General features: G+C 66.7%; 29 protein-coding genes. 1 reads left to right on the top strand and 28 read right to left on the bottom strand.

Annotated elements, in window-relative coordinates; genetic code table 11:
- Positions 1–129: 129 nt before the first annotated feature.
- The 12 genes from AC3XQU_RS22005 to flgB all read right to left on the bottom strand — a co-directional run bounded on the left by AC3XQU_RS22005 (position 130) and on the right by flgB (position 9,895).
- Complete coding sequence (locus tag AC3XQU_RS22005; RefSeq protein WP_489876294.1) at positions 130–1,137, bottom strand: hypothetical protein; 1,008 nt, start codon at positions 1,135–1,137, stop codon at positions 130–132.
- 6 nt (positions 1,138–1,143) lie between these two features.
- Entirely contained in the window at positions 1,144–2,055 is a 912-nt protein-coding gene (gene flgL, locus AC3XQU_RS22000) for a flagellar hook-associated protein FlgL (protein WP_489876293.1), read from the bottom strand.
- Positions 2,056–2,066: 11 nt separating this feature from the next.
- Positions 2,067–3,449: a flagellar hook-associated protein FlgK gene (gene flgK, locus AC3XQU_RS21995; RefSeq protein ID WP_489876292.1), complete on the bottom strand. Its 1,383-nt coding sequence runs from the start codon at positions 3,447–3,449 to the stop codon at positions 2,067–2,069.
- 78 nt (positions 3,450–3,527) lie between these two features.
- Positions 3,528–3,887 carry a rod-binding protein gene (locus tag AC3XQU_RS21990; RefSeq protein ID WP_489876291.1) on the bottom strand — a complete coding sequence of 120 codons (360 nt, stop codon included), beginning with the start codon at positions 3,885–3,887 and terminating at the stop codon, positions 3,528–3,530.
- Positions 3,887–4,939 carry a flagellar basal body P-ring protein FlgI gene (locus AC3XQU_RS21985; protein WP_489876290.1) on the bottom strand — a complete coding sequence of 351 codons (1,053 nt, stop codon included), beginning with the start codon at positions 4,937–4,939 and terminating at the stop codon, positions 3,887–3,889. Before AC3XQU_RS21985 ends, AC3XQU_RS21990 begins: the two co-directional genes overlap by 1 nt.
- 79 nt (positions 4,940–5,018) lie before the next feature.
- Positions 5,019–5,669, bottom strand: a complete 651-nt coding sequence (flgH, locus tag AC3XQU_RS21980) for a flagellar basal body L-ring protein FlgH (RefSeq protein WP_489876289.1) — start codon at positions 5,667–5,669, stop codon at positions 5,019–5,021.
- Positions 5,670–6,455, bottom strand: a complete 786-nt coding sequence (gene flgG / locus AC3XQU_RS21975; RefSeq protein WP_489876288.1) for a flagellar basal-body rod protein FlgG — start codon at positions 6,453–6,455, stop codon at positions 5,670–5,672.
- 26 nt (positions 6,456–6,481) lie between these two features.
- A complete protein-coding gene (locus AC3XQU_RS21970) occupies positions 6,482–7,210 on the bottom strand; it encodes a flagellar basal body rod protein FlgF (protein ID WP_489876287.1) in 729 nt (242 codons plus the stop codon).
- 17 nt (positions 7,211–7,227) lie between these two features.
- Positions 7,228–8,415 carry a flagellar hook protein FlgE gene (locus tag AC3XQU_RS21965; RefSeq protein ID WP_489876286.1) on the bottom strand — a complete coding sequence of 396 codons (1,188 nt, stop codon included), beginning with the start codon at positions 8,413–8,415 and terminating at the stop codon, positions 7,228–7,230.
- A gap of 11 nt (positions 8,416–8,426) precedes the next feature.
- Positions 8,427–9,116 (bottom strand): flagellar hook capping FlgD N-terminal domain-containing protein, encoded by a 690-nt coding sequence (locus AC3XQU_RS21960; protein ID WP_489876285.1) that lies wholly within the window; start codon positions 9,114–9,116, stop codon positions 8,427–8,429.
- 4 nt (positions 9,117–9,120) lie between these two features.
- Positions 9,121–9,525 (bottom strand): flagellar basal body rod protein FlgC, encoded by a 405-nt coding sequence (gene flgC, locus AC3XQU_RS21955; protein WP_489876284.1) that lies wholly within the window; start codon positions 9,523–9,525, stop codon positions 9,121–9,123.
- Positions 9,526–9,535: 10 nt separating this feature from the next.
- On the bottom strand, positions 9,536–9,895 hold the full coding sequence (gene flgB, locus AC3XQU_RS21950) for a flagellar basal body rod protein FlgB (protein WP_489876283.1): 360 nt from the start codon (positions 9,893–9,895) through the stop codon (positions 9,536–9,538).
- A 204-nt stretch (positions 9,896–10,099) separates the two neighbouring features.
- On the opposite strand from flgB, the gene flgA reads away from it, so the two are divergent.
- Positions 10,100–10,687, top strand: coding sequence for a flagellar basal body P-ring formation chaperone FlgA (flgA, locus tag AC3XQU_RS21945; RefSeq protein ID WP_489876282.1), 588 nt, complete (start codon positions 10,100–10,102; stop codon positions 10,685–10,687).
- Positions 10,688–10,702: 15 nt separating this feature from the next.
- Here flgA and AC3XQU_RS21940 read toward each other — a convergent pair whose 3' ends face one another.
- The 16 genes from AC3XQU_RS21940 to fliF all read right to left on the bottom strand — a co-directional run bounded on the left by AC3XQU_RS21940 (position 10,703) and on the right by fliF (position 23,852).
- Positions 10,703–11,443: a glycoside hydrolase family 73 protein gene (locus AC3XQU_RS21940; protein WP_489876281.1), complete on the bottom strand. Its 741-nt coding sequence runs from the start codon at positions 11,441–11,443 to the stop codon at positions 10,703–10,705.
- Positions 11,430–11,858 (bottom strand): flagellar export chaperone FlgN, encoded by a 429-nt coding sequence (gene flgN, locus AC3XQU_RS21935; protein ID WP_489876280.1) that lies wholly within the window; start codon positions 11,856–11,858, stop codon positions 11,430–11,432. Before flgN ends, AC3XQU_RS21940 begins: the two co-directional genes overlap by 14 nt.
- Positions 11,855–12,130 carry a flagellar biosynthesis anti-sigma factor FlgM gene (gene flgM / locus AC3XQU_RS21930; RefSeq protein WP_489876279.1) on the bottom strand — a complete coding sequence of 92 codons (276 nt, stop codon included), beginning with the start codon at positions 12,128–12,130 and terminating at the stop codon, positions 11,855–11,857. The genes flgN and flgM overlap by 4 nt, the downstream gene beginning before the upstream one ends.
- A 37-nt stretch (positions 12,131–12,167) precedes the next feature.
- Entirely contained in the window at positions 12,168–13,106 is a 939-nt protein-coding gene (locus tag AC3XQU_RS21925; protein ID WP_489876278.1) for a flagellar motor protein MotB, read from the bottom strand.
- Positions 13,107–13,108: 2 nt separating this feature from the next.
- Entirely contained in the window at positions 13,109–14,020 is a 912-nt protein-coding gene (motA, locus tag AC3XQU_RS21920; RefSeq protein WP_489876277.1) for a flagellar motor stator protein MotA, read from the bottom strand.
- A 46-nt stretch (positions 14,021–14,066) separates the two neighbouring features.
- Positions 14,067–14,807 (bottom strand): FliA/WhiG family RNA polymerase sigma factor, encoded by a 741-nt coding sequence (locus AC3XQU_RS21915; RefSeq protein WP_489876276.1) that lies wholly within the window; start codon positions 14,805–14,807, stop codon positions 14,067–14,069.
- A 25-nt stretch (positions 14,808–14,832) separates the two neighbouring features.
- On the bottom strand, positions 14,833–15,291 hold the full coding sequence (locus AC3XQU_RS21910; RefSeq protein WP_489876275.1) for a flagellar basal body-associated FliL family protein: 459 nt from the start codon (positions 15,289–15,291) through the stop codon (positions 14,833–14,835).
- Positions 15,292–15,301: 10 nt separating this feature from the next.
- Positions 15,302–16,516 (bottom strand): flagellar hook-length control protein FliK, encoded by a 1,215-nt coding sequence (locus AC3XQU_RS21905; RefSeq protein ID WP_489876274.1) that lies wholly within the window; start codon positions 16,514–16,516, stop codon positions 15,302–15,304.
- Entirely contained in the window at positions 16,513–16,830 is a 318-nt protein-coding gene (locus AC3XQU_RS21900) for a hypothetical protein (RefSeq protein WP_489876273.1), read from the bottom strand. The genes AC3XQU_RS21905 and AC3XQU_RS21900 overlap by 4 nt, the downstream gene beginning before the upstream one ends.
- Positions 16,823–17,212 carry a flagellar export chaperone FliS gene (fliS, locus tag AC3XQU_RS21895; RefSeq protein WP_171085854.1) on the bottom strand — a complete coding sequence of 130 codons (390 nt, stop codon included), beginning with the start codon at positions 17,210–17,212 and terminating at the stop codon, positions 16,823–16,825. The genes AC3XQU_RS21900 and fliS overlap by 8 nt, the downstream gene beginning before the upstream one ends.
- Positions 17,213–17,232: 20 nt before the next feature.
- On the bottom strand, positions 17,233–18,630 hold the full coding sequence (fliD, locus tag AC3XQU_RS21890) for a flagellar filament capping protein FliD (protein WP_489876272.1): 1,398 nt from the start codon (positions 18,628–18,630) through the stop codon (positions 17,233–17,235).
- Between the two features lie 61 nt (positions 18,631–18,691).
- Complete coding sequence (locus tag AC3XQU_RS21885) at positions 18,692–19,141, bottom strand: flagellar FliJ family protein (RefSeq protein WP_489876271.1); 450 nt, start codon at positions 19,139–19,141, stop codon at positions 18,692–18,694.
- Positions 19,138–20,454, bottom strand: a complete 1,317-nt coding sequence (gene fliI / locus AC3XQU_RS21880; protein WP_489876270.1) for a flagellar protein export ATPase FliI — start codon at positions 20,452–20,454, stop codon at positions 19,138–19,140. The genes AC3XQU_RS21885 and fliI overlap by 4 nt, the downstream gene beginning before the upstream one ends.
- The gene (gene fliH / locus AC3XQU_RS21875; RefSeq protein ID WP_489876269.1) at positions 20,451–21,137 is read right to left on the bottom strand and encodes a flagellar assembly protein FliH; all 687 of its coding nucleotides are present in this window, start codon (positions 21,135–21,137) and stop codon (positions 20,451–20,453) included. The genes fliI and fliH overlap by 4 nt, the downstream gene beginning before the upstream one ends.
- On the bottom strand, positions 21,134–22,156 hold the full coding sequence (locus tag AC3XQU_RS21870; protein ID WP_489876268.1) for a flagellar motor switch protein FliG: 1,023 nt from the start codon (positions 22,154–22,156) through the stop codon (positions 21,134–21,136). Before AC3XQU_RS21870 ends, fliH begins: the two co-directional genes overlap by 4 nt.
- A complete protein-coding gene (gene fliF, locus AC3XQU_RS21865; RefSeq protein ID WP_489876267.1) occupies positions 22,140–23,852 on the bottom strand; it encodes a flagellar basal-body MS-ring/collar protein FliF in 1,713 nt (570 codons plus the stop codon). Before fliF ends, AC3XQU_RS21870 begins: the two co-directional genes overlap by 17 nt.
- Positions 23,853–23,875 lie beyond the last annotated feature (23 nt).

The following is a 23,875-nucleotide window of genomic DNA, read 5'->3' as shown; positions in this document are numbered from 1 at the left end:
CTTACCACAGTAGAGCCCGTGTCCAAATGTCAGACCTGACCCCGGGTGTGCGGGTGTGAAGTAGGTAATGGGCAAGCCGTACCAAATAAAAAAGCTCCCGAAGGAGCTTTTTCGCGGCGGGAAGGGCGCTTAGCGCAATCCGAGCAGCGCCTGCACGCGCTCCCGGCTCACGCCCACCAGGGCCGATGTAATCGCCAGCAGCGACTGGTAATCGTGCCCGGCGGCGCTGGCGGTGAAATCGTTGGAAATGACAGCCAGCTCCGCTTCCGGCAGCACCGGTTGCGGTGTGCGCGCCATGGCGGCGCTGAGGGCGGCGCTGGCGGCTTCCTGCGAGCGGCGCACGCGGCCCAGGGCGGCCATCACTTCGCGCAGGCTCTGGCGCAGTGCGTCGGGGTTACCGATGTTCCATTGTTCAGGTGCGATGACGGGCGGCTCTTCGGCCGTGTCCACGCGGCCCCGGCCGGAGATGGCGATCGCATCCTTGATGCCGACCCATTCGCTTTCCGGCGCGCCGAACACCAGCTGCTGCTGGTTGTCGAGCGAGACGCGGACCTTGACTGGCGACAGCGTGCGGTCGAGGCGGGCGGCGATTTCCTGGGGCGTCATGCCTTCCTCGATGGTGGCCGTCAGCTGCGGGCCGCCGGAACTGCCGACCGAGAATGCATAGGTCTGCGGGCCGGCCGCCTGCAGGGCCGCCATGTCGAAGCCGCGGATGCGGAAACGGGTCGTGGCCGCCTGGCCGTCCTTGAATTCGAGCTGGGAATCGACGCCGCCGCCGCTTTTCCTGGCACGGGTCTGCAGGGTGTTAGCGAGTTGCTGGGCGCGCACTTCGATTTGGCGCGCCGGGTCGCTGCGGCCGGAGATCTTGGCGCTCAGGTCGGCTTTCAGGGCTTCGAGCTGGGAAGCGACGCGTTCGAGGTAGTCGACCGCTTGTTGCGCGCGGGCGACGTCGCCCTGCAGCCGGGTATCCCACTTGATGCCGCGCTGGAGCGGGGCGGAGGTGGCGCCGACCTGGGTGACGACGCGGCTGTCCGGGTCCGCCGGGCGGATCGCGGTGGCGCGCGCGGCGGCGCTGGCGCCGGGGGCGGCGGTGGTATTCGTGAGGGCCGGGTTGGCCGGGCGCAGGGCAGCTTCCATGATGGCTTACAGGACGGAGAACAGGGACAGGGTGCCGATCCGGCTGTACGCCTTGTACGTGGCCTGCAGCGCGGTCGAATAGCCGTTGAGCGAGGTCGCGGCCTCGCCGATGTCGAGCGCACCGATATCGGTAATCGCCATTTTATTCGACAGGCTGACGTTTGCGTGATTCGCGTCGAGCGTGGCCATGACGTTCTGGGCGCCGCCCAGCAGTGCAATCTTGCCGCCGACGAGATCGAGTGCCGCATCGAAACCGCCGAGGTTGTCGGCCAACACTGCGCGCAGGCCGGGATCGTTGGCGGTAATGCCATTGGTCTTGAGCGCCTCGATGCTCTTGTCGAGCTGGTTCAGCAGCTGTTCCAGGCCTTTCAGGTTCTGGTTGCCGGGCTGGGTAATGCCATTGCCGACCGAGACGTCCTGCGAGTTGGTATTGCCGACGTAGGAATAGCGCGCGCCGACGGTCCCGCCCGCGTTGAAGGCGATCGGGGCAGTGGTGGTCAGCGTGCCCGAGAACACGTAGCGTCCTTCATGGTCGATCGTGTTGGCGTTGTAGAACAGGCTCTCGCGCAGTGCCTCGAGCGGACTAACCATGGCCTTCAGGTCTTGGGCGGCATTGCCGCCATCCGATGCCCAGACCAGCAGGTCGCGGCCATTGACCATTTCCTTCGACATGTTGCTCAAGTACCCTTCGGACTTGGTCAGTCGGATCTTGATGGAGCCGATGTTGTTGCGATACTGCTGCACCGTGGCTTCTTCGCGCGCCAGCCGCGCCAGGCGAACGCTGTCGACCGGGTCGTCCGAGGGCACCAGGATGCGCTGGTTGCTGGCCATCTGCTGGGTCAGGTGGGTGATGCGCTCCTGGTTGACCTGGAGCGACTGGTTCATCGTCGATTGGTATTGCGAAGTGGCGATACGCATGGTGGTGTCCTTTAACCCATCATCGCCAGGGTGGCGTCGAAGAGCTGGTTGGCGATGGCAATGACTTTCATGTTCGCCTGGTACATGTTCTGGAATTCCACCAGGTTAACGGCTTCCTCGTCCTGGTTCACGCCGCTGGTCGATTGCCAGTCATCGACTGACTGGGTCCGCACTGTCTGCGTGGTTTTCAGCGACGCCTTGTTGAGCTGGCTTTCGACGCCGAGCCTGCCGACGATCTGGGTATCGGCGTCGGAAATCTGCACGGTGCCGAGCGTACCGACCACGATGTCCTGATTCTTGATCTTCAGCAGTTCTTTCAGATTGCCGGTATCGCCCGGCGCGCCGTCGCCGGAAAACGCCAGGTCGCTGGCGACAAGACCGGGCTTGACCTTGAGCATATCGGCATTGCCGCCCGCCGTGAAATCGAACAAAGCCTTGCCGTCTGCCGGCGCGGGGGGGACGGTGCCTGGATTGCGGCCCAGTTCGAGCTGCGCGTTGACCCTTGCCGCGATTTGCTCCGCAATCGTTTCGATGTTGGCTTTCATCGGCGCGAGCGTGTCTTTCTCGTATTTGGCAAGGCCACCGAGTTGACCGCCCAGCATGTGGGCCTCGAGCTCATAGGTCGTCTTGGCAAACGTCAGCGAAAACGTCTGCGGCGCGCTCTTGGTCGCCTTCAGCTCACCGGCCATGCTGCCCAGCACCAGTGCCTGACCGGTTTTCAGTGAAATATCACGCGTGCCGTCGCCGTTGTCCGACACTTCCAGCGCCATCTTGCCGGCCAGCTCGTCGATGGCCAAGTCGCGCGCGTCGATCATGCTCGATGCACTCACGCCGCTGGCCTGGGCTTCGCTGATCTGTTGGTTCAAGCGGGCAATCGTATTGATCTGCGCATTGGCCGAATCGACGATGGCGCTGCGTTGGCTGGTAACCGACTGTATCTGGGCATTGAATACGTTATTCAGGCCATTGAAGCGTTCGCCCATCAGGCTGGCCGAAGTCAGCACCTGCTGGCGCAGCGGGGTCGAGCCCGGGTCGCCAGCGACGGCGTTCAATGCGCCGAAGAACAGGTCGATACCAGCCGACAGACTGGCAGTCTTGTCGCTCATGACGTTTTCCAGCTGGCTCAGGTAGGGCTGGGTCTGTGAATGCGCGCCGAGCTGGGCCGCTGCGCGCCACATGGCCTGGCTCTTGTAGCCATCCGAAAAGCGCAGCAGCGAACTGACCTCCACGCCATTGCCGGCCGAACGCGGGCTGGCGTCCGGACCCAGGGCGGTCAGCAAGGCCGCCTGGCGGGTATAGCCCTTGGTTTGCAGGTTGGCGATGTTCTGGCTGCTCGCGGACAGGGCGACCTGGGCGGCGAGGGCGCCGGACAATGCGTTATTGATGATGGCCATGGTGCGGATTCTTTCCAGAGGCAGGGTTCACCTAAAACAAGGCGACCGTTTATTGCCCGGCATTAAGTTTTGCCCGGTTTAAGTTTTGCTGCCGGGCTTGGAGGAAGGCTGGGCTGCGGGTATTAGTTGACGCAAGATCGCGTCGGCGATGCCGAAGGCGCGGTTGCCGGCCATGCTGGTGGCGAGCTGGTCGTCGGCCATGTCTTGCATGTCCTGGTTGACCTTGTTGTTGAATACGCTGTCCTCGGTCGCCATGGCGCGGGTCGAGGCGCGCATTTCCTTGAGCATGTGCGAGATGAAGAAGCGCTCGAACTCGACCGCGGCCTTGGTGGCCTTTTTTACGTACACGGGATCGGCAGCGGGCTGGGCTGCGGCCGGGGCCACCGGCGCCTCGGCGTTCGCAGCAAGCTGCTGCAGCATGGTCGGGTCGATGCGCATCAGATCACCACCAGTTCGCCTTCGATCGCGCCGGCTTGGTCGAGCGCCTGCAGGATCGCCATGATGTCGTCGGGCGAGGCGCCCAGGCTGTTGACCACGTCGATGATGGTCTGCAGCTTGGCGCCGGGCGGCCAGCGGAACATCTGGCCAGAACCCTGGTCGACCGACAGTTTCGATTCCGGCGTGACGGCGGTCTGGCCGCGCGAGAACGGGCCCGGCTGGCTCACGCGCGCGCTTTCCGAGATGATGACCTTGAGCGAGCCGTGGGTGACCGCGGCCGCCTTGACGCGCAGGCCGTCGGCGATCACCACGGTGCCGGTGCGCGAATTGAACACGACCTTCGGCACTTCGATGCCGGACTCGATCGAAAGGTTGTTCAGCTTGGCCATGAAGGCCACGCGCTCGGTCGGGTTGGCGGGGGCAATGACTTCCACGCTGGTGCCGTCGGCGGTGGTGGCGATCGGGCCGTAACGCTTGTTGATCGCTTCGACCACGTTGGTGGCGGTTTCGAAGTGCGGCTGGCGCAGGCGCAGCATGACTTGCGGGCGGGTCGAGAAGTCCGAGGCGATCTCGCGCTCGATCATGGCGCCGTTCGGGATGCGGCCGGTGGTCGGGGTGTTCACCGTCACCGAAGAGCCGCTTTTGCCGGTGGCGTTCAGGCCGCCGACCACCAGGTTGCCCTGGGCCAGCGCATAGATTTCATTGTCGGCCGCGCGCAATTGCGTGAGCAGCAGGGTGCCGCCGCGCAGGCTCTTGGCGTCGCCCAGCGACGACACGGTGATATCGATCGCCTGGCCGCGGCGGTAGCCCGGCGGGAACACGGCCGAGACCATGACGGCGGCGACGTTCTTGTTCTTGGCGTCTTCGCCATCGGGCAGGCGCACGCCGAACTGCTTGAGCAGGTTGACGACCGACTGGCCGGCGTATTTCACCTGGCTGGAGTCGCCGCTGCCGTTCAGGCCGACCACCAGGCCATAGCCGACCAGCGGGTTGTCGCGCACGCCTTCGACGCTGACCAGGTTGCGCAGCGCTTGCGCGGCGGTGGCAGGCATGGCTGCGCCGCCCAACAAGGCGGCGCACAACATGATACGAAAACTCCGGGCAATATGCCGATTTTGAATCATATCGTCCTCAGAACGGCATCAGGGGGCTGTTGAAGAAGCGGGTCAGCCAGCCTGGGGTATTGGCATCGGCCAGGGCGCCGCGCGCCGAATAGGCGATACGGGCATTGGCCACGCGCAGCGACGAGACCTGGTTGTCGTTATCGATGTCGGCGGCGCGCACGAAACCCTTCAGGCGCACGAATTCCTCGCCCTGGTTCAGCATCAAATTCTTCTCGCCGGCCACGCGCAGCAAGCCGTTGGGCAGCACTTCCTGCACGATCACGGTCAGGGCGCCGGACAGGGCGTTCTGCTGGGTGCTGGTGGCGTCGCCGTCAAACGAACGGTCGGCCGAGATGTCGATCGCGGTCTTGCCGAAGGTCTTGCCGAGCGCGGCGATCGGGGCCACCGCCACCGACGAGCCCTTGGAGAAGCTGGTGCCGGCGCGCTTGCTGGCCTGGGTGGTTTCCTGCAGGATGACAGTGACCGCGTCGCCCACGCGGTAGGCACGGCTGTCCGAGGTCAGCGACACGGTCTCACCCGTGAACACGCCGCCCGAGACGCCGCGCGACGTCGCGCGTGCCATCGGCACCTCGTCGTCGTCGATCGAAGCCTGGCGCGGCGCGTTGGAGGCGCAGCCGCTCAGGAGAAGGGCGCACAGCGCCGCGGTCAGGACTTTCATTTAGCGGGCAGCCTGTGCAAGGTATTGCAGCATGTTGTCGGCAGCCGACAGCACCTTGGTGTTCATCTCGTAGGTGCGCTGGGCGGCGATCATGTCGACCATCTCTTCCACCACCTGCACGTTCGAGCCTTCCAGCGCGCCCTGCTTGAGCTTGCCCAGGGCGCCATCGCCCGGACGGCCTTCGTTGGCGGTGCCGGAAGCGGCGGTTTCGCTGAACAGGTTCTCGCCCAGGGCCAGGAGGCCAGCCGGGTTCACGAAGCTGGTCAGGGTGAGCTGGCCCAGTTCGGTCGGGGTGCTGCTGCCGGCGACGGTGGCCGAGACCATGCCGTTTTCGCCGATGGTAACGGCGGTGGCGTTCTGCGGGATGGTGATCTGCGGCACCAGGGCCAGGCCCTGGGCATTGGTCAGGGTGCCGTTGGCGTCGACCTGTAGCTGGCCGGCGCGCGTAAAGGCCGGTTCGCCGTTCGGGCGGCGCACCTGCAGGAAGCCGGCGCCGGAAATGGCGACGTCCAGCGGCTGGCTGGTGGTCTGCATGTTACCGTTGGTGAAGACCTTCTGGGTGCCGACCAGGCGGGTACCGTTGCCGAGCTGGACGCCGTTCGAAACGGTGTTGTCCGCGCTCTGCGCGCCCGGCTGGGCGTCGACCTGGTAGAACAGGTCTTCGAACACGACGCGGTCGCGCTTGAAACCGACGGTATTCACGTTGGCCAGGTTGTTGGCGATCGCCTGCAGCTTGGCGTCTTGCGCCTGGACGCCGGTCTTGCTGATCCACATTGCTGGATTCATGGGTACTCCTTAAATGGTGGGATGGATCAAGCGCCGATGAGGCGGTTGCCGACTTCGTTCATGCTGTCGCTGGCCTTGAACAGCTTCATCTGGATCTCGAAGCTGCGGTTCAGGCTCATCACGGCGACCATTTCCTCGACTGCCGACACGTTGCTGCCTTCCAGGGCGCCGCCACGCACGGTGACGTTCGCATCGGCTTCGAGCGGCTCGCCCTGGCGCGACACGATCAGGCCGGCTTCGTTCTTGGTCAGTTCCGCGCCTTCGGCGTTCACCAGGCGCAGCTTGTCGATCGCCTGCATGGCGGTCGCGCCTTCGGTCAGCACGGAAATGGTGCCGTCAGTGCCGATCTCGACCGCCTGGTGCGGCGGCAGGGTGATCGGGCCGCCTTCGCCCATCAGGGGATGGCCACCCACCGACAGCGCGCCGTTGGCGTCGATGTCGATAGTGCCGGCACGGGTATAGGCTTCGCCGCCGTCGTACTGCACCGCCAGGTAGCCGCCGCCATTGATGGCGACGTCCAGCGGGCGGCCCGTTTCGCGCACCGCGCCGGAGCGGGTCGAGATCGTGTCCGCCTGGGTCTGGGCCAGGTGCATGCTGTCGTAGCCGTAGCCGCGCTGCTGCGCCTGGGTCGCGGCCACTTCGAGGTTCGCGCGGAAGCCCGAGGTGTCGATGTTGGCCAGGTTGTTGGCGTGCACCTGCTGCGCACGCATGGTGCGCTCGGCGCCGCTGACGGCGGTGAAGATCAGTTTATCCATGACGGTCTGTCTTTAGCTTAGAGGGCTTGCATCAGGGCTTGCATCATCTGGTTCTCGGTCGTGATGACCTTCGAATTGGCCTGGTAGTTACGCTGCGAGGTCATCAGGCCCACCAGTTCCGAGGTGATGTCCACGTTCGAGCCTTCGAGCGTGCCTTTCGACAGCTTGCCGGCCAGGCCCACGCCCGGGGTGCTGAACAGCGGCGTGCCCGAGGCGTTGTTGGCGGCCCAGCTGGTGTCGCTGGTCGAGATCAGGCTGCCTTCGTCCGGGAAGGTGGCGATGGCCAGGGTGCCGACGATCTGCTGCTGCTCGTTGCTGTACTTGGCCACGATCGAGCCGTCTTCGGCCAGATCCACGCCCACGAAGCTGCCGGAAGCATAGCCATCGCTGCGGTTGGTAGTGGTGGTGGCTTCGCCCGCAAACTTGGTGGAGCCGGTGTAGTCGATGGCGAAGTTGACGGCGGCGGCGCCGCCTGCGGCCGCCAGGGTCTGCGGGCCGCTCTTGGCGCCAGCGGTAATCTGACCCAAGGTGTCGAAAGTGAGCGTGTGGTTCGCGGTGGCCGGCGGGGCGGCGCCATCGACGCTGTAGTACACGGCCATGGTCGTGTCGGCGGTTTTGACAAAATACTGCGACACGGTGTGCTGGGTGCCGAGCGAGTCAAACAGCACCGACTGCTTCACCATGTTGTAGGTCTTCGGGTCGGCCGCATTGAAAGCGGTGGCCGGGACTTTCCAGTCAGACGACAGATTGCCCACGAAGTTGATGCCGGTGCTGGCCTTGGCCGCGATCTGGCCGGTCGGGATCTTGATGTCGCCCATCACGCCGATCACGCCGCCCACGGTCGGGCCGTAGCCCTGCACGTTGCGGCCGGCCGCATCGACCAGGTTGCCGTCCTTGTTGGCCGAGAAGATGCCGACGCGGGTGAATTGCATCACGCCCTGGGCGTCGCGGCTGGTGAAGAAACCGCGGCCCTGGATGGCGGCGTCCAGGCCGCGGCCGGTATTCTGCAGGCTGCCGTTCTGGCCGATGTTCTGGGTCAGCGAAGCCACTTCCACGCCATTGGCCTGGTCGCCGGCATAGACCGACGCGAAGTTGGCGCGGCTGCTCTTGAAGCCGAAGGTGCCGGCGTTGGCGATGTTGTTCGAGACGGCTTCCAGCTGCTCGTTGATGGCCTGGATGCCGGACAGTGCGATATTGAAGCTCATGTGAATTCCTTTTAGATATCCGTGGCGGCCAGGACATTGGCCTTACCGTTAAAACCCGTGACGCTCGATGGATCGACTTCGCCGATGCCGGCGACCTGCAGCAGGATGCCGCCGGTGGCCGACATGCGGACCGAGTCGAGGCGGCCGTTGACTTCCACCGCCGGCTTGGTGCCGTCCGATGCTTCGGCACTGATGCTGTAGTTGCCCGGGGCCAGGCCAAGCGCGGCCGGGTCGAGCGTGAAGGGCAGGGCGCCGGCGCCGTGGGTCGGCAGGCTGACGCGGTGCTGCTGGCCGTCGACGCCGGTCAGCACCAGGGTGGTGGCGCTGCTGGCGCCGCCGAGCTGGACGTTGCCGCTGATCTTGTCTTCGCCGAGGCGCACGCGGCTGGTGGCAACCGACACCTCGCTGCCGACCTGGGCGCCCATCGCCATCACCTGCAGGCTTTGCAGCACGCTGGCGCTGGCGCTGGTGGTCTGGGCCAGCTGCTGCAGCGCTTCGGTCTGCGACAGTTGCGACAGCTGGTTCACGAACTGGGTCGGGTCCGACGGCGCCAGCGGATCCTGGTTGCGGATCTGCGCGACCAGCAGCTTGGTGAACATGTCCTTGTTCTCGCTGGTGGCGGTGCTGGTGGCGATCTTGTCGCTGCCCGCGCTGGTGTTCGGCGTGCTGAAGCCGAAGGCGTTGTTGGTAGTGGTGACCATGGAATCAGCCCTCGCCCATCTTCAGCAGCGATTGCTGCATGTTCTTGATGCGGCCCATCACCTCGACGTTGGTCTCGAAAGCGCGCGAGGCCGACATCATGTCGGCCATCTCGGCCACTTCGTTGACGTTGGCGTAGTAGACCATGCCGTCGGCGTCGGCCACCGGGTTGTCCGGCTCGTACATCTTGCGCAGCGGCTCGCTCGACTGGACCACGTCCAGCACCTGCACGCTGGCGCCGCCCGATTCGCCCATGATGGCGGCGAACACCGGCTTGCGGGCGCGGTAGCCTTCGGCTTCCGAGCCGGCCACGGCATTGGCGTTGGCCAGGTTGCTGGCGATCGTGTTCAGGCGCACGGTCTGGGCCGCCATGGCCGATCCGGCGATCTGGGAAATATCCTTGAAACCCATAGTGTTTCCCTTATTGGCCGTTGATGGCTTTGTTCAGGCCGCGCAGCTTCATGTTGATGAAGGTCAGGCTGGTCTGGAAGTCGGACGCGTTCTGCGAGAAGGCGGCCTGTTCGACGCCGATCTCGACGGTATTGCCGTCGGCGCTAGGATGGAAGGGCACGCGGTAGAGCGGGCCGTCGCTTTCCAGGGTCGGCTCGCCCGCTTCCATGGAAATCTGCTCCTGCAGGGCAGCGGCGAAATCGATGTCGCGCGCCGTATAGCCGGGCGTGCTTTCGTTGGCGATATTGGCGGCGAGCACGCGGGTACGTTCTGCGCGCACCTGCAATGCGTCGGCATGTACGCCAAGTGCTTCCTTAAAATTAATCGTCATATCGGTCCTCTGTCGGTGTCCTGCAGTTTGTTTCGGTATGATGGCCGCACTCTTTAACTTCTTGCGACCCTCTATTTAACAATGATTGCTTTCCGTAGGGCAACCACGTTCATTGTATCCTGTCTTTTATGCGCCACAACCGAGGCCGCTCAATCTATTTCCTTGCAGATAGAACAAGCTGCCCGTGGCCAAATCGACAAACAATTGCTCGCCAGCGGTCTGAGCGAGCCGGAAATCGCGCTCGACGTGGTCAGCGCGCGTCCGCCGCCGCCCTGCAGCGCGCCGGTCGCGATCGAGGCCCTCGATACCCGCCAGTACGCCCGCATGCGTTTCGTGGCGCGCTGCCCGGACCAGCGCGGCTGGAAGCAGGATTTCGTGGTGCGGGCGCGCATTACTGCGGTCGTCGCCGTGACGGCCATGCCGCTGCGGAATAACGAAGTGCTCACCAACGAGCACCTGACCCTCGAGCGGCGCGACGTCACCCAGGTAGCGGACGCCATCGGCGCGCCGGAGGCAGCGGTCGGCCAGACCAGCCGGCGCAGCCTGCGCGCGGGCGAGATCCTGCGCGCCAGCAGCCTCACCTCGCCGCTGATGGTCAAGCGCGGCGACCAGGTCTTGATGCTGGCGCGCCACGAAGGCATCGAGATCAGCATGGGGGGCGAGGCCCTTGACGCCGGCGCGCGCGGCGCCACAGTGCGCGTGCGCAACGCGGCGAGCGGGCAGGTGGTGCGGATGCGGGTGACCGGCGCCGGCACGGTCGAGCCGGTCGAGGCGCCTGGGGTGGGGAGATAAGATAAGAAGACCGGCTTAGCCGCCGCTGCCTTGCAGTTTGGCAGCCAGGCGGGTGAGTTTCGCCGCATAGGCCGGGTCGGTCGCGTAACCGCCCTTGGCCAAACCCTGGGCAAAGGCCCTGGCGTCGTTGCCGACCCCCAGCGCATCTTTGTAGCGTGGATTATCGGCCAGCATCTGGGCATAGTCGCGGAAGGCGCTGCCCGCGTCCGGGTAGGAGCGGAAGCGCTCGCGGGTCTTGATCGCGGCCCCGCCGATGTATTCGGTGGTGCTGGACTCGCTCACGGCGCCTTCCCACTTCGATCCGGCCTTGATGCCGAACAGGTTGTGGCTCGACTCGCCGCTGCCGTTCCTCAGCGGACGCTGGCCCCAGCCCGATTCCAGCGCGGCATGGGCCGACACCAGCTCGGGCGCGACGCCCAGCCGCTCGCCGGCCTGGCGCGCCCACGGGGCGATGCTCTCCAAAAATGCCTGCTGCTCGGGCGTGGTGTCGCTGCCGGGTACGCCATCGACGGCGTCGACTTCGTTCTCGCCACTGATCAAGCCAGCCGCGCGGGCATGCCAGATGCTGCCTTCGGCGCTCAGGGCCGCGGCGCCGGTCTCGCCGTCGCCATTCTGGATGTAGGCCGCCACTTCGCCCTGTACTTCGCCGAACATGTTGCCAAAGCCACTGCCGCCGCCGATGGCGGCGGTGGGGCGGGTGGAACTGGTCGGCGCCAGCGGCGCGATCGGGGCGGTCGAAAAATCAGCGTGGCGCATAGATCTCTTCCTCGCCATGCAGCACGCGCTGCATCACGGTGTACTGTTCGGCCAGCAGGCTGCCGTTGCGGGTCGAGGCGGCCTTGCAGGCCTGCACGGTGTGTTCCAGGTCGGCCCAGGCGGCGGCGAGCGCGCCCTGCGCCGGTTCGTTGAGCGTCGCGATGAATTGCGCCATGGTGGCGTGCTCGCCCAGCAGGGCGCGCACGAGCGTCACGCGCTGGACGCGGCGGGCCTCCATCGCGTCGAGCAGCGGCGCGAGCAGTCCGGCGAGGGCGCTCAGTTCGCTCGTCTGGTGGCGCAAGGCGGCCTCGAACTGGCGCTCCAGCAGTGCCAGCACTTCGGCGCTGTCGCGCACGTCGGCCTGCACGCCGTCCACCAGGGCGGCATTGGCCTGCGGCCGGGTCATGCGGCTCATCCCCGGCCTCCGCCGTGGAAGCGTTCGATCAGGCCCGCCAGGCGGCCGGCATTGAAGGGCAGCTCGCCCTTGGCCAGCTGGTCGCGCAGTTCGGCCACGCGCGCGGCATCGAAGTCCGGCATCGCGCGCAGGGCTTCGGCGGCCGGCTGCAGCACGCTCGATTGCAGCGCGGGCGCGGCGGCCCCGGTGGATGCCGTCTCGACAGGCGCCTGCACGGTCGTGCGCCCGGTGCCGATGGTCACGGTAGGAGCGATTGCGCCAGTGATTTTCATGCGGGTACCTCGGGTTTTCGATTGGATACTCATGGGTTTACTTCGGCAATTGGCTGCGCAGCTTGTCCAGTGCCGCCGCGTCGGGCATGCTGATCGACGCGTCCTTCCCCAGCGGGGTGGTGGCGCCGGGCTTGCCGAACATGCTGGCGACCATGCGCGACTGGCCAGTCGTCAGGATCAGCAGTTCGATGCGGCGGTTCACTCCCGCCAGCGGTTCCTTCATTTCCAGCGGCGCGCGGTCGGACATGCCCACCACCTGCAGCACGGACTCGCTGCGCATGCCGCCGTCGAGCAGCTCGCGCCGCGCCGACAGCGCGCGGTCGGTCGACAGGGCCCAGTTCGAATAGCCGCCCTTGTCCGAGCCGGCAAAGCGCGACGAATCCGTATGGCCGACGATGAGCATCTGGTTTTCCATTTGCGCGAACAGCGGTCCCATCTTGCGCAGCAGGCGCACGAAGCGCCCGGTGGGCAGGGCGCTGCCGCGCATGAACATGCCCTGGCGGTCGGTGTCGTGCAGCATGACGCGCAGGCCATAGGGCGTGATCACGGTGTCCAGGTTGGCCGCCAGGCCCGCATCCTTGCTCATTTCGCCCAGCGCCTTCGACAGCGCCGCCAGGTCTTCCGGCGACTCGTAGGCCACGCGCGGAGCGTTCGGGCTGCCCGGGGCCTGGTTGCCGGCGCTGCCGGCCAGCGGCAACTCGAAACGCTCGATCAGGCTGCCGCTCGGTTCCGCCGCGATCTCGGGCTTGCGGCCCTTTTCGTCGAGCATACCGTTCTCGGTTGCATCACGCACGATTTTCTTGAGATTCTGTTGTTCCCGCGAGGCAATCAGCCACAAGACTAGAAACAATGCCATCAAAGCCAGGCAAAAGTCGGCGAAGGCCACCTTCCAGGCGCCCCCGTGCTCGTCGTGCGCATGCTTGCCGCCGCCGCGCTTGACGATGGTCGATTCGTGCTTTTCGTTAGCTTTTGACACGATTATCCCGTCATGCGGTCGGCCGTACGGCGCCGCTTGTTCTGCGATTCATCTTCGCCGCCCATCGCATTGATCCACTGTTCGAGCTGGGCGAAGCTGGGCTTGGTGTTGAGCTGGATCAGGCGGCGACCGGCGTCGATCGCCAGCAGCGCCGGCTTGCCCGCCACGTGGGTGCACAGCACCACTTTCACGGTTTCCATGGTCGAGGCTTCCGAATTGACCAGCTGCTTCATCATGTTCGCCAGCGGTTCGAGCAGGCCGTAGCAGAAGAAGATACCGATGAAGGTGCCGACCATCGCGGCGCCGATCTTTTCGGCGATCTCGCCGGAGTCCGCGCCGCCCGAGACCGAGAACATCGCCATCACGATGCCCAGCACCGCGGCCAGGATGCCGAAGCCCGGCATCGCTTCGGCGATCTTCTGCAGCGACTTGGCCGGCTGGGTCAGTTCTTCGTGGATGGCTTCCAGTTCCTGCTCCAGCACGCCTTCGAGTTCGTGGGCGTTGATCTTGCCCATCGCCATCAGGCGGAAGTTATCGACGATGAAAGCCAGCAGCTTGGGCTCGTCCAGGATGCGCGGGTAGCGCTGGAACAGCGGGCTTTCCGACGGCGCCTCGACGTGGGCGTCGAGCGCCTTCAGGCCGCCGGCGGCGGTCTGCAGCAGTTCGTACATGAGCAGCAGCAGCTGGCGCTGGAATTCCGAGTCGTGCTTGCTGCGCGCCATGACCTTTTTCAGCTGGTGCGCCATTTCGCCCAGCACGTGCTTCTGGTTGCCCAGCACCAGGGCGCCGAAGGCGGCGCCGCCGATGATCAGGAGCTCGATCGGGTGGAAGATCGAGGCGAAGGTGCCGCCCATCAGGGAGAAGCCCCCGAAGACGGCGCCGAGCACGATGGCAAGACCTAGTAGTTGCTGCATGACGTACTGCCTTTCTTGTTGCCTGCTTGTTGCTGTAGTAAAAAGGTCAGGCGCGCCCGAGCGCAGCCTTCATTTTTGCCAGTGCGCTCTTGTTGAGCTGGCAGACGCGGGCGTCCGACAGGTCGAGCACGGCGGCGATTTCCTTGTAGCTCAGTTCGAACTCGTAGATCATCTGGATCACGCGCTGTTCTTTTTCGTTCAGGCTGCCCAGCACCTGCTCCAGGCTGCGCCGCACCATATAGCTTTCTTCCGGGCTGGGCGCGCTGTGGGCGTGGTCGGTGGCTTCCTGCAGCACCTCGTCGAAGCTGAGCATCTCCTCGGCGACGTCGTCGAGCACGTGCTGGCGGAATGCGTCGGCCGACATGCCGAGGGCGGCGGCGGCTTCCTTCTCGCTCGGTTCGCGTCCCAGGCGGCGGGTGAGGGCGCGCAGCTCGTCGCGCATGCGGTGGCTGTCCTGGCGCACCGCGCGCGGGCGCCAGTCCTGGCGCCGCAGCTCGTCCAGAATGGCGCCGCGCACGCGCAGCGAGGCATAGCTGCCGAAGCCGTTGTCGGGCTGCCCATAGCGGCGCAGCGCCTCGAGCAGCCCCATCAGCCCGATCTGCTCCATGTCCTCGCGCGAGACCGCGCCAGACACCTGCGAGTTCAGCTGGCGCACGATGCGCTTGACCAGCGGCGCATACGCGAGCAGGTGGCGCTGCTCCTCGGCAGGCAGCATGCCCGCGTTGGCGGGCGCCTCCCCGTACAGGGAAGCGGCGCTGGAATCGGCATAGTCGGCTGTATAGGCCACGATGTCCCCGGTCCTTAATCGATGATCATTCGACGATCAGCTTGCCGATCATGACTTCGGAAAACGGCTTTTCATGGTTTTCCTTGGCATAGCTGGCGTCGAAAGTCTTGTTCAGCTGCTGGGCATACTGGTCCACCGTCATGCTGGACGCTTCCGCCACCGTGTAGGCCGACAGGCTCGAGACGGCGACGCTGCGCAGCAGCGGCAGGTGTTCCTTGGCTTCCTTTTCCTGCTCCGGCGTGGTGGCCAGCACCAGGTCGACCGACAGGTAGTGGGCGGTGGGCTGGTTCGGCATGCGGCGCAGCATGACGATCACCTTGTCGAGGGTGACGTACTTGGTCAGCTTCTTTTCCGGGGCCGGCTTGGCGGCGACGGCGCCGGCGGCGGTTGCGGGCGCCATGTACCACATGGCGCCGCCGGCCGCTCCCGCGGCAAGGACGGCAACGCCGAGGAAGGCGGCGATCAGTTTGGCTTTACTGTTCATGGTCGTGGGCTCAAGCGCGTCCGCTCAGGGAGAACGCGGTGTTGGAATGGTGGGCTTCGGCCAGGGCTGCGCCGGGTGTGCGCTCGTCCTGGTCCTCGCCTTTCTGGCTGCGGCCCTGCGAATCCGCTCCGGCGCCGAAACCGGCGCCGCTGCCGGCTTGCGCGGCGGCCTGGGCACGCGGCGTGGCCTGGCTGACGTTGACCGACACGTCGGTGTACTGGCGTCCGGCCAGGTCGCTGCGCAGGTTGTCGCTGACGGTGTTCAGCTGGCGCAGCACTTCGCTGTGGGTCGCCGTGATGTTCACTTCGAGCGCGCCGGCGCTGTGGCGGATCGAGATCTCGACCCGGCCCAGCATCGGCGGTTCGAGGCGGATCACGGCCTGCTCGGCGTTCTTGGCCAGCTGCAGGTTCAGGCGATCGCCCAGGGCTTCCTGCAGCGACTGGCGCCAGGCGGTCGGTGGGCCGGCCAGCGTCAGGGTGCCGCCGTCGCGCACGGGGGTGGCCGGTGCGGCGGGAGCACTGACGCCGAAGCCTGCATTGCTGCCGGCGGGCGCAGCAGCCTCGGGAGCGGCGGCTTCGCGCGGCTGGGCCTGCACGGCTGCGGCAGCCGGCTGGCTGGCGCCGGCAACCGCCGCCGGCTGTGCGTTGGCCACGCTGGCGCGCGCCAGCTGGGCCGAGGCGGTATCGGTGGCTTGCGCCGGCAGGGCGGCGTCCGGCGCTGGTGCGACCGGCGTCGCGGCGGCAGCCAGCGGCAGCTCGATGGCGCCGGTGGTGCTGGCCGCAGCAGCGGTGGCAACCGGTGCGCTGCTCGTGGCTTGCTGTTCCGGCTTGCTCGAGGCGAAGCGCAGGCCGGCGGGCAGGGCGGCCGGCATGGCCATCATCATCGAGGGCATCAGGGGCATGGCCATGGCGGCAAGCAGGGTGTCGGTGCTGGCAGCCGGCGCTTCTTCCGCGACTTCGGCGGCGGCCGGTGCAGACGCGGCGCCATCCAGCGGGGCCGGGGCGTCGACGGCAGCCAGTTCCGGCGCCGGATGCTCGCCGGCCGGCATGGCCGCCGCGTTCAGGTCCATGAACTGCAGGAAGGGCATGGCTGCCGGGACGCTCGTGGCGGCCAGTTGCGCCGGATCGAGCGGCAAGGCTTCGGCCGGGAGGGCGGTCGCGCCGTTGGCGGCGACGGTGGCTTCGCTGCTAACCGGCAGGGGGGCGCTGTTCATCGTGATATTCATGTGGTGGTGTTACCAGATTCGGGTTCGCCCGCGAGGGCATAGGCCATCCAGCCGTCCTTGTTGATGCGCATGTCGTCCAGGCGCGCCTGCAGCTGCCCGGCGGCCGCGGCCACTTGGCCGGCTGCGGCGTCGTGCGCGCTGCGCAGGCGGCCGAGGGCGGCGCGCTCGGCGCCGCTCCAGGGCGTGCTGGAGGCCAGCACCTGCAGCCGGGGGCCGAGCTCGCGCGCGGCGTGGGCAAGCCCGTCCCAGTCGGCGCGGGCGCCGGCGTCCTGCAGCACCTTGGCCAGGCCGTCGATGGCGCGCGACCTATCCATTGCGCTCCTGGACGCCTTTCCAGCCCTGGCGAATGGTGGTGAGCACGCGGATCACTTCGTCGACCATGGTCGGGTCGAGCTTGATGCCGGCGCCGTGCAGGTGCTGGGCGCAGAAATCATAGATGCGCGCCAGGTTGGCGACGGTCTCGCCGCCCTGGTCGAAATCGAGGGAGCTCGACAGGCCGTTGATGATCTCGACGCATTTGTCGATGCTGGCCGCCTTGGCTTCGAAGCGGCGTGCGGCGATGTGGGCGCGGGCGCGCGCCAGCTCGTCGAGCAGGCCGTCGGTAAGCAGCAGGACCAGCTCCACCGGCGAGGCGCGCGAGGTCTGCGCATCGAGGTTGACGGCGTGGTAGCTGCCGTAGGCTTCTTGATAGGACATGTCGGATCCCGTAGTGTCGTTTAGTCTTTGTTGTTGCCGAACATGGCATCGAACATCGAGAGGTTGTTGGTCATGGCGCCTTGCAGCGACTGCAGGGCCGTGAATTGTTTCAGGTAGCGCTGGTAGGCCGCCTCGTGCTGCTGCTCGAGGAAGGCCTGGCGGTCGGCCAGCGTAGACTGCAGGTTGCTGACCTGTTCCTTGCGCTGCTTGATCTGGCCGTCGGCCGCGTTGTTCCAGCCCTTGACGAATTTGTCGAGCGCGCCGGCGATGCCGGTCGGGTTCGAGGCCGAGCTCGAGCCGATCAGGGTATCGAGGCCGGTGGGTTTCAGTGCCAGCTGGCTTTGCAGGCGCTCGGTCTTGAGTTCTAGCATGCCGTCCCGGGTCGCGATGATGCCGAAGGATGCCAGGGTGTCGCCGGTCGTCGACGGGCGCAGCAGGCCGACCATGCGCTGGTTCAGGGCGCGGATGCCGCCGTCATGGGCAAAGGCGCCGCCCGCATCCTTCTTGGACGGATCGCCCGCGTCGGTCAGCTTGTTGAGCACCGTCTTGAGCTTGTTGTAGGCGTCGATGAAGGCCTGCACGTTGGCGACCGTATTCTTGCTGTCGGCGCCGACCGCGATCGACACCGGCGCGCTGCCCGGGGCCTGGGCCTTGGTGAAGGTCATCTTCACGCCGTCGATGTTGGTGAAGGTGTTGCTGGCCTGCTTGAGCAGCGTGCCGCTCTCGCCGCCGATGTACACTTCCGCATCCTGCGCCGCCACCAGGGTGCGCTTGCGCAGCGGATCGGCATTGGCCGCCGCCAGGCTCGAGGCGCCCGCGATGTCGTTGGTGTCGATGGTGATGAGGCTGGCTTCGCCGGTGTTCTTGGCGGTCAGCACCAGCTCCGAGGTGGCGCCGGTGGTGACGATCGAGGCGGTGACCAGCGAGGTGTTGCCGGTGGCGCCGTTGATCGCCGCCGCCAGCTCGCGCGTGGTGAGGGTGCCGTTGCCGTCGGTGTCGGCCGCATTCATGTTCACGTCGAAGGCCAGCGAGCCGCCCATGTTGATGTGCAGGGTGCCGGCCACGCCGGCGTTGTCGGTGAGGCCGGCATACGACACCTGGCTGGCGGTGGCCAGTTTCGCCACGAAGAACGAGTAGTTGCCCGGGGCCGCGGTGGGGCCGGCGGTGGCGCTGCCGATCGCGGTGTCGCTGAAGGTGGCCGCCTGCGCGTACAGGCTCTTGTTCAGGCCCGTCAGTGCGGCCAGGCTGGTCTGGAATGCGCTCATCGCCGAACCCAGGTCGGTCAAGCCCTTTTCGGTGGCGCGCGCCGCGGCGCCCTGGGCATCCAGGATCTTCTGGCGCGCCAGGACGTACTTGTCCGCCAGCGAATTGGCGGTATTGATCGGGTCGTAAGTCGGTGCGGTGATTGCGGATGCCATGTCGTTTCTCCTGACTACTTGCTGTGGTACTGCTGATCTGGTGCTGAATTTCGCTCGGTGCTCAAGCGGTCCGTCCCGCCATCCAGGACTGGGTGGCGATGTCGTCTTCGCGCTTGCGTACGATGCGCTCCTGGGCGCGCGACAACTGGGTTTCCTGCTGCTCGAGCACCTTGCCCAGCAGTTCGCGGCGGGTCCAGGCGGCGGTCAGCTTGCGCTGCGATACCGCCATGTTGGCCTCGTGCAGGGCCAGGTCGGTGCGGTGCAGGTCGGCCATCGCCATCACGTTCTGTTTGTAGGCGCCGCAGTTCAGCGCCAGCGCCGGGGGCAGGGCGCCTGTCGGGCCGCTGCCCTGGGCCAGCGCATCCATGCGGGCCAGGTTGTTCTGGTAGCGCACGCGGGTGGCTTCCTGGGTCGCCATGTCGGCCTGCAGGCGGTCTACTTCCGTGCTGCGCAGCTTCACCAGCGTGCCCAGGCTGTCGATCATGTGCTTCTCGTTCACGCCATTGCTCATGCCATCATCGCTTTCAACTGTTCGACGCTGCCCGGCATCGGGGCTTCTTCACGCGTGCCCTGGCACAGGAAGGCTTCGATGTGCGGGTGCAGGCGCACCGCCTTGTCGGTTTCCGGATCGGCGCCCGGCACGTAGGCGCCCAGCGGGATCAGGTCGCGCACGCGCGCATGGCGCGCCAGCGAGGCCTTGAGCTTGCGTGCGGCCAGCGCGTGTTCCTGGCCGACCACCTGCGCCATGCAGCGCGAGATCGACTGGGCCACGTCGATGGCCGGATAGTGGCCGCGCTCGGCCAGCTCGCGCGTGAGCACGATGTGGCCGTCCAGGATCGCGCGCGCCGAGTCGACCACCGGGTCCTGCTGGTCGTCGCCTTCGGCCAGCACGGTATAGATCGCGCTCATGCTGCCCTTCGGGTTCTCGCCGTTGCCGGCCGATTCCACCAGCTGCGGCATGTTCGAGAACACCGACGGCGGATAACCGCGCGTGGCCGGCGGCTCGCCCAGCGACAGCGCCACTTCGCGCAGCGCCATCGCGTAGCGGGTGAGCGAATCGCACAGCAGCAGCACGTTCTGGCCGCGGTCGCGGAAGTGCGCCGCGATCGAATGGCACATCTCGGTGGCCATCACGCGCATCAGGGGCGACTCGTCGGCCGGCGCCACCACCAGCACGGCGCGCTTGAGGCCTTCGGGCCCGAGCGACTTCTCGACGAATTCGCGCACTTCGCGGTTACGCTCGCCGATCAGGCCGACCACGATCACGTCGGCCACGGTCTGGCGCGTGATCAGGCCCAGCAGCACGGACTTGCCGACGCCGGAACCGGCCATCAGGCCGACGCGCTGGCCCTTGCCGATGGTGAGCATCGCATTGATCGCGCGCACGCCGACGTCGAGCGGTTCCTCGACCGGCGCCTTTTTCAAAGGGTTGACCTTGGGCGGGGTGCTCGACAGCGGCTGGTCGCCGCCCAGTTTGCCCAGGCCGTCGATCGGCTCGCCCAGGCCGTTGACCATGCGGCCCATCCACGAGGGGCCGATCATCACCTCGGGCGGCACCGGGGTCGGGAGTACCCGCGCGCCGGTGGCCAGGCCCGTGGCCTTCTTGAACGGCATCAGGTAGGAGACCTTCTCCTTGAAGCCCACGACTTGCGCGTCGAGCCAGCCGCCATCGACGGTCTCGATGCGGCAGCGCTGGCCGGTGTGCAGCGGACAGCCGACCGATTCCAGCAGCAGGCCCTGGGCGCCGACCAGGCGGCCGGTGGGGGTGGCGACCGGCACCGCCCCTAGTTCGACCGCGCGCAGGCGCGAAGCGAGGGCCGTCATTCGCCGTCCTCGTCGTCGAGCAGCTGCTCGCGCACCTGGTCCATCACCGCGCTCAAGCGCCCCTGGCAGCCGGCGTCGACTTCGTTGTCGCCCGAGCGCACGCGGCATTCGCCGGGTTCGAGCGCCGGGTCGGGCAGCAGGGTCCATTTCTTGGCGCGCTTCGGATCGAGTTCGAGCACCCGGCGCAGTTCTTCCGGATTCAGGAACACTTCCACCTGGTCGCGCGAAGGCGGCATCACCGACAGCGCTTCTTCCACCAGCGCCAGCAGCTGCACGGGCTGCAGCGCCAGTTCGGCGCGGATCACCTGGCGGGCGATCTTGCCGACCAGATCGACCACTTCCTTGCGCTGGGCCGCGCGCATGTCGGTCTTGAGCTTTTTCAGGGCCTTGAGCATGGCGTCGACCGGCTTGACCAGCTCTTCGAAGCTGGCCTGGGCCATCTCGCGGCCTTCTTCGATGCCGCGCTGCAGGCCTTCGCTCTGGCCGACCGGATAGCCGTCCGAGCGGCCCTGGTCCAGGCCCGCTTCATAGCCTTCGCGCTGGCCCTGGCGGTAGCCGTCGGCCAGCGCGCTTTGCCATTCTTCGGCCGAGGCAGGGCTGCCTGCAGGGCCGGACGCGCCGGGGCGCTGGGCCCCGGGGAACTGGTGCAGCGGAGGGAAGTGGTAAGCCCGGAATTGCTTCATTCGGCGGTAGCCTCGGCAAACAGCTGGATGTCGATCTCGCCTGCGTCGGCCAGGCCCTTGACGGTGGCCATGATCTCGCGGCGGGTCTGTTCGATGCGCGACATCGGGACCGGGCCCGAACGGCGCATCAGGTCCTCGAAGCTCTGCGCCTGGCGCTTCGGCATCGCCGACAGCACGGCGTCGCGCAGCTGCGGCTCGGCGCCCTTGAGCGCGACCGCCCACTGCTCCAGCGGCACTTCGTCGAGCAGGCGGGTGATGACCTGTTCGGTCTGGCGCGACAGGATGAAGAAGTCGTACATCGACATCTCGATCTGCGAGACGACATCCGGATCGTGGGCGCGCAGCAGCTCGACCATGCCGGCACGGTTGTCCTGCAGGCGGTTGAGGATCTCGGCGACCTGGCGCACGCCTTCCACGCTGGCGCTCTGGGTATCCAGGGCGGCCAGGCAGCGGTTGACCAGCTCTTCCAGTTCGTGCAGCACGTCGCGGTCGATCTCGTCGAGGCGCGCCATGTTCAGCAGGACCAGTTCACGGCCCTCGACCGGCAGCGCTTCCAGGATGTGCGAAGCCATCGCCGGGGGCAGGAAGGCCAGGAACACGGCCTGCATCTGCACGTGTTCGTGCGAGATGAATTCGGCCAGCCATTTCGGCGAAGCGTACTGCAGGCGCGCCATCATCGGGCGGATGGCGTCGCCGTAGATCGTGTTCAGGACGCTGTTGGCGATGTCGTTGCCCAGCGCCAGGTCGAGCGAGCGCTTGAGGTAGCTGCGCGAGGCGCCGTGCAGGCCGCTTTGCTGGCGGTAGTCGTCGAAGAAGTTCTGGACCGCGGTCTTGACGGTATCGACCTTGATACCGCTCATGCGCGACATGACCTGGGTCAGCTCCAGCAGCTCGTCGCGCTCGAGGCAGCGCAGCACGGCGGCCGCGCCTTCTTCACCGATCGACAGCAGCACGATGGCGGCCTGCTCGACCGGGGACAGTGCGCCTTCGGCGCCTTCAAGGTTATTCAGCTCGGCCATGTTTTTTCTGTACCCATTGTTTGACGACTTCGGCGACGCGCTCAGGCTCTTTGCCGGCGAGGACCTTCAGGTGATCGACCATCACGTCCACGGAGGAACCGGTCGGCGGGAGATCGTAGTTTTCCAGCAGCGGCACCACCGGCATCGCGCCAGGAGCGGCGGCAGCCGGCGCGCCCAGTGCGGCAGGCGCGCCCGCAGGCAGGGCGGCCGTGCCAGGAACAGCGACGGCTGCGCCAGGCGCGCCCGGCAGCGAGATCGGCGCCGGCACCAGCGGCGGCTGCGGCGCCAGGCGGGTGGTCACGGCGCGCAGCAGCGGACGGGCCAGCAGCAAATACGCCAGCAGGGCGCCCAGCGCATACATGCCGTAGCTGGTCATGTCGACGACGTTGTCGCGCTCCTGCCACCATTCCTGGGCCACCGGGGCGGCCGGGAAGGTCAGGGCGGAGACAGTCAGCACGTCGCCACGTGCGGCGTCGATGCCCAGGCCGCCGCGCAGGATCTTCTCGATATTGGCCAGTTCCACCGGGGTGTAGCCGACCTTGGCGTTGGCGGCGCTGGCGTTGTTCAGCACCACGGCCACCGACAGCTTCTTCAGCCGACCACGCGAGCGCTTGATCTGGGTGATCGCGCGGTCATAGGCGTACTGGCGGGTGGTGGCGTTCTTGCGCGCGCTGCCGTTGTCCTTGTCGGCGTCCGGGTTCTGCGCATCGGCCTGGGCCGCGGCAGGGTCGGCTGCCACCGGCGGGCGGTTCGACAGGGTGCCCGGCACGCCCAGGGCCATGCGGCTGCGCTCCATCTCCTCGCGCATCGCTTCGCTGGTGACCTTCGGGGCTTCGCCGTATTTTTCCTGGGTTTCCTCGATCTTGTCGTTGTCGACGTCGGCGGTAACGCTGACCTTGTAGTTGTTCGCGCCCAGCACCGGCGCCAGCAGTTCGTTGACGTTGGAGCGCACCGTGTCGGTGTAGCGCTTGGCGGCGCCGTCGCCCTGCACCTGGCCGTCGAAGCCGTCGGCCAGGTCGACGCGCGAGGACAGGTAGTTGCCGGCCTGGTCGACCAGCGACACCCGGCTAGGGCTGAGGTTGGCGACGCTGCTCGAGACCATGTTGACGATCGCGGCGATCTGCTCGTTCGACAGCGAGCGGCCCGGCTTGACCGCGACCACCACCGAGGCGGAGGACTGGTCGCCCGCGCCGGCGACAAAAGAGCTCGACTTGGCGATGGCCAGGTGCACGCGCGCCGAGGCGATCGCGTCCATGGTCAGCATGCTCTGCGCCAGTTCGCCTTCCAGGCCGCGGCGGAAGCGCACGTCCTGCACGAAGGACGACACGCCGAGCGGATCGTTACGGTCCATCAGCTCAAGGCCGGCCGGCAGCTGGGCGGTCACGCCCTTGGCGGCCAGCAGCATGCGCACCTTGCCCAGTTCGCCGGACGGCACCATCACCTGGCCGCTGTCCGGGTGGATGCGGTAGGGGATGGCTTCGGCTTCGAGCACGGTCATCATGTCGGACGCGGCGACCTTTTCGCGCGCGCCGAAGACCGGCTTGTAGTTGGACTGGTCCTGCCACGAAAACATCATGACGGCGGCCGTGATGGCGACCGCCAGGCCCAGCAGCAGGGTGAAGTTGTTGCGCAATGCCGGCGGCAGCGAGGGCAGCGACAGCTTGCCGCCGACTGCGGCCTTGAGGGAGGAAATCACAGATGCGTCTCTTTAAGAAGGGA

The sequence above is a fragment of the Telluria sp. AZSoR62 genome (assembly GCF_058111565.1).
Note: the sequence above shows the minus strand (reverse complement) of the source record. Positions and strands in the feature narration are given on the sequence as shown.

Coding starts and splice junctions, on each gene's coding strand:
- fliD (WP_489876272.1), bottom strand. CDS start 18,630: ATGGCATCCGCAATCACCGCACCGACTTACGACCCGATCAATACCGCC.
- flgL (WP_489876293.1), bottom strand. CDS start 2,055: ATGCGTATCGCCACTTCGCAATACCAATCGACGATGAACCAGTCGCTC.
- AC3XQU_RS21870 (WP_489876268.1), bottom strand. CDS start 22,156: ATGGCCGAGCTGAATAACCTTGAAGGCGCCGAAGGCGCACTGTCCCCG.
- AC3XQU_RS22005 (WP_489876294.1), bottom strand. CDS start 1,137: ATGGAAGCTGCCCTGCGCCCGGCCAACCCGGCCCTCACGAATACCACC.
- AC3XQU_RS21910 (WP_489876275.1), bottom strand. CDS start 15,291: ATGAACAGTAAAGCCAAACTGATCGCCGCCTTCCTCGGCGTTGCCGTC.
- AC3XQU_RS21885 (WP_489876271.1), bottom strand. CDS start 19,141: ATGAGCAATGGCGTGAACGAGAAGCACATGATCGACAGCCTGGGCACG.
- AC3XQU_RS21900 (WP_489876273.1), bottom strand. CDS start 16,830: ATGGATAGGTCGCGCGCCATCGACGGCCTGGCCAAGGTGCTGCAGGAC.
- flgG (WP_489876288.1), bottom strand. CDS start 6,455: ATGAATCCAGCAATGTGGATCAGCAAGACCGGCGTCCAGGCGCAAGAC.
- AC3XQU_RS21960 (WP_489876285.1), bottom strand. CDS start 9,116: ATGGTCACCACTACCAACAACGCCTTCGGCTTCAGCACGCCGAACACC.
- flgH (WP_489876289.1), bottom strand. CDS start 5,669: ATGAAAGTCCTGACCGCGGCGCTGTGCGCCCTTCTCCTGAGCGGCTGC.
- fliS (WP_171085854.1), bottom strand. CDS start 17,212: ATGTCCTATCAAGAAGCCTACGGCAGCTACCACGCCGTCAACCTCGAT.
- fliH (WP_489876269.1), bottom strand. CDS start 21,137: ATGAAGCAATTCCGGGCTTACCACTTCCCTCCGCTGCACCAGTTCCCC.
- AC3XQU_RS21985 (WP_489876290.1), bottom strand. CDS start 4,939: ATGCCTGCCACCGCCGCGCAAGCGCTGCGCAACCTGGTCAGCGTCGAA.
- flgC (WP_489876284.1), bottom strand. CDS start 9,525: ATGGGTTTCAAGGATATTTCCCAGATCGCCGGATCGGCCATGGCGGCC.
- AC3XQU_RS21965 (WP_489876286.1), bottom strand. CDS start 8,415: ATGAGCTTCAATATCGCACTGTCCGGCATCCAGGCCATCAACGAGCAG.
- AC3XQU_RS21905 (WP_489876274.1), bottom strand. CDS start 16,516: ATGAATATCACGATGAACAGCGCCCCCCTGCCGGTTAGCAGCGAAGCC.
- flgN (WP_489876280.1), bottom strand. CDS start 11,858: ATGAGCCGCATGACCCGGCCGCAGGCCAATGCCGCCCTGGTGGACGGC.
- AC3XQU_RS21970 (WP_489876287.1), bottom strand. CDS start 7,210: ATGGATAAACTGATCTTCACCGCCGTCAGCGGCGCCGAGCGCACCATG.
- flgM (WP_489876279.1), bottom strand. CDS start 12,130: ATGAAAATCACTGGCGCAATCGCTCCTACCGTGACCATCGGCACCGGG.
- flgK (WP_489876292.1), bottom strand. CDS start 3,449: ATGGCCATCATCAATAACGCATTGTCCGGCGCCCTCGCCGCCCAGGTC.
- flgB (WP_489876283.1), bottom strand. CDS start 9,895: ATGACGATTAATTTTAAGGAAGCACTTGGCGTACATGCCGACGCATTG.
- AC3XQU_RS21990 (WP_489876291.1), bottom strand. CDS start 3,887: ATGCGCATCGACCCGACCATGCTGCAGCAGCTTGCTGCGAACGCCGAG.
- AC3XQU_RS21940 (WP_489876281.1), bottom strand. CDS start 11,443: ATGCGCCACGCTGATTTTTCGACCGCCCCGATCGCGCCGCTGGCGCCG.
- fliI (WP_489876270.1), bottom strand. CDS start 20,454: ATGACGGCCCTCGCTTCGCGCCTGCGCGCGGTCGAACTAGGGGCGGTG.
- motA (WP_489876277.1), bottom strand. CDS start 14,020: ATGCAGCAACTACTAGGTCTTGCCATCGTGCTCGGCGCCGTCTTCGGG.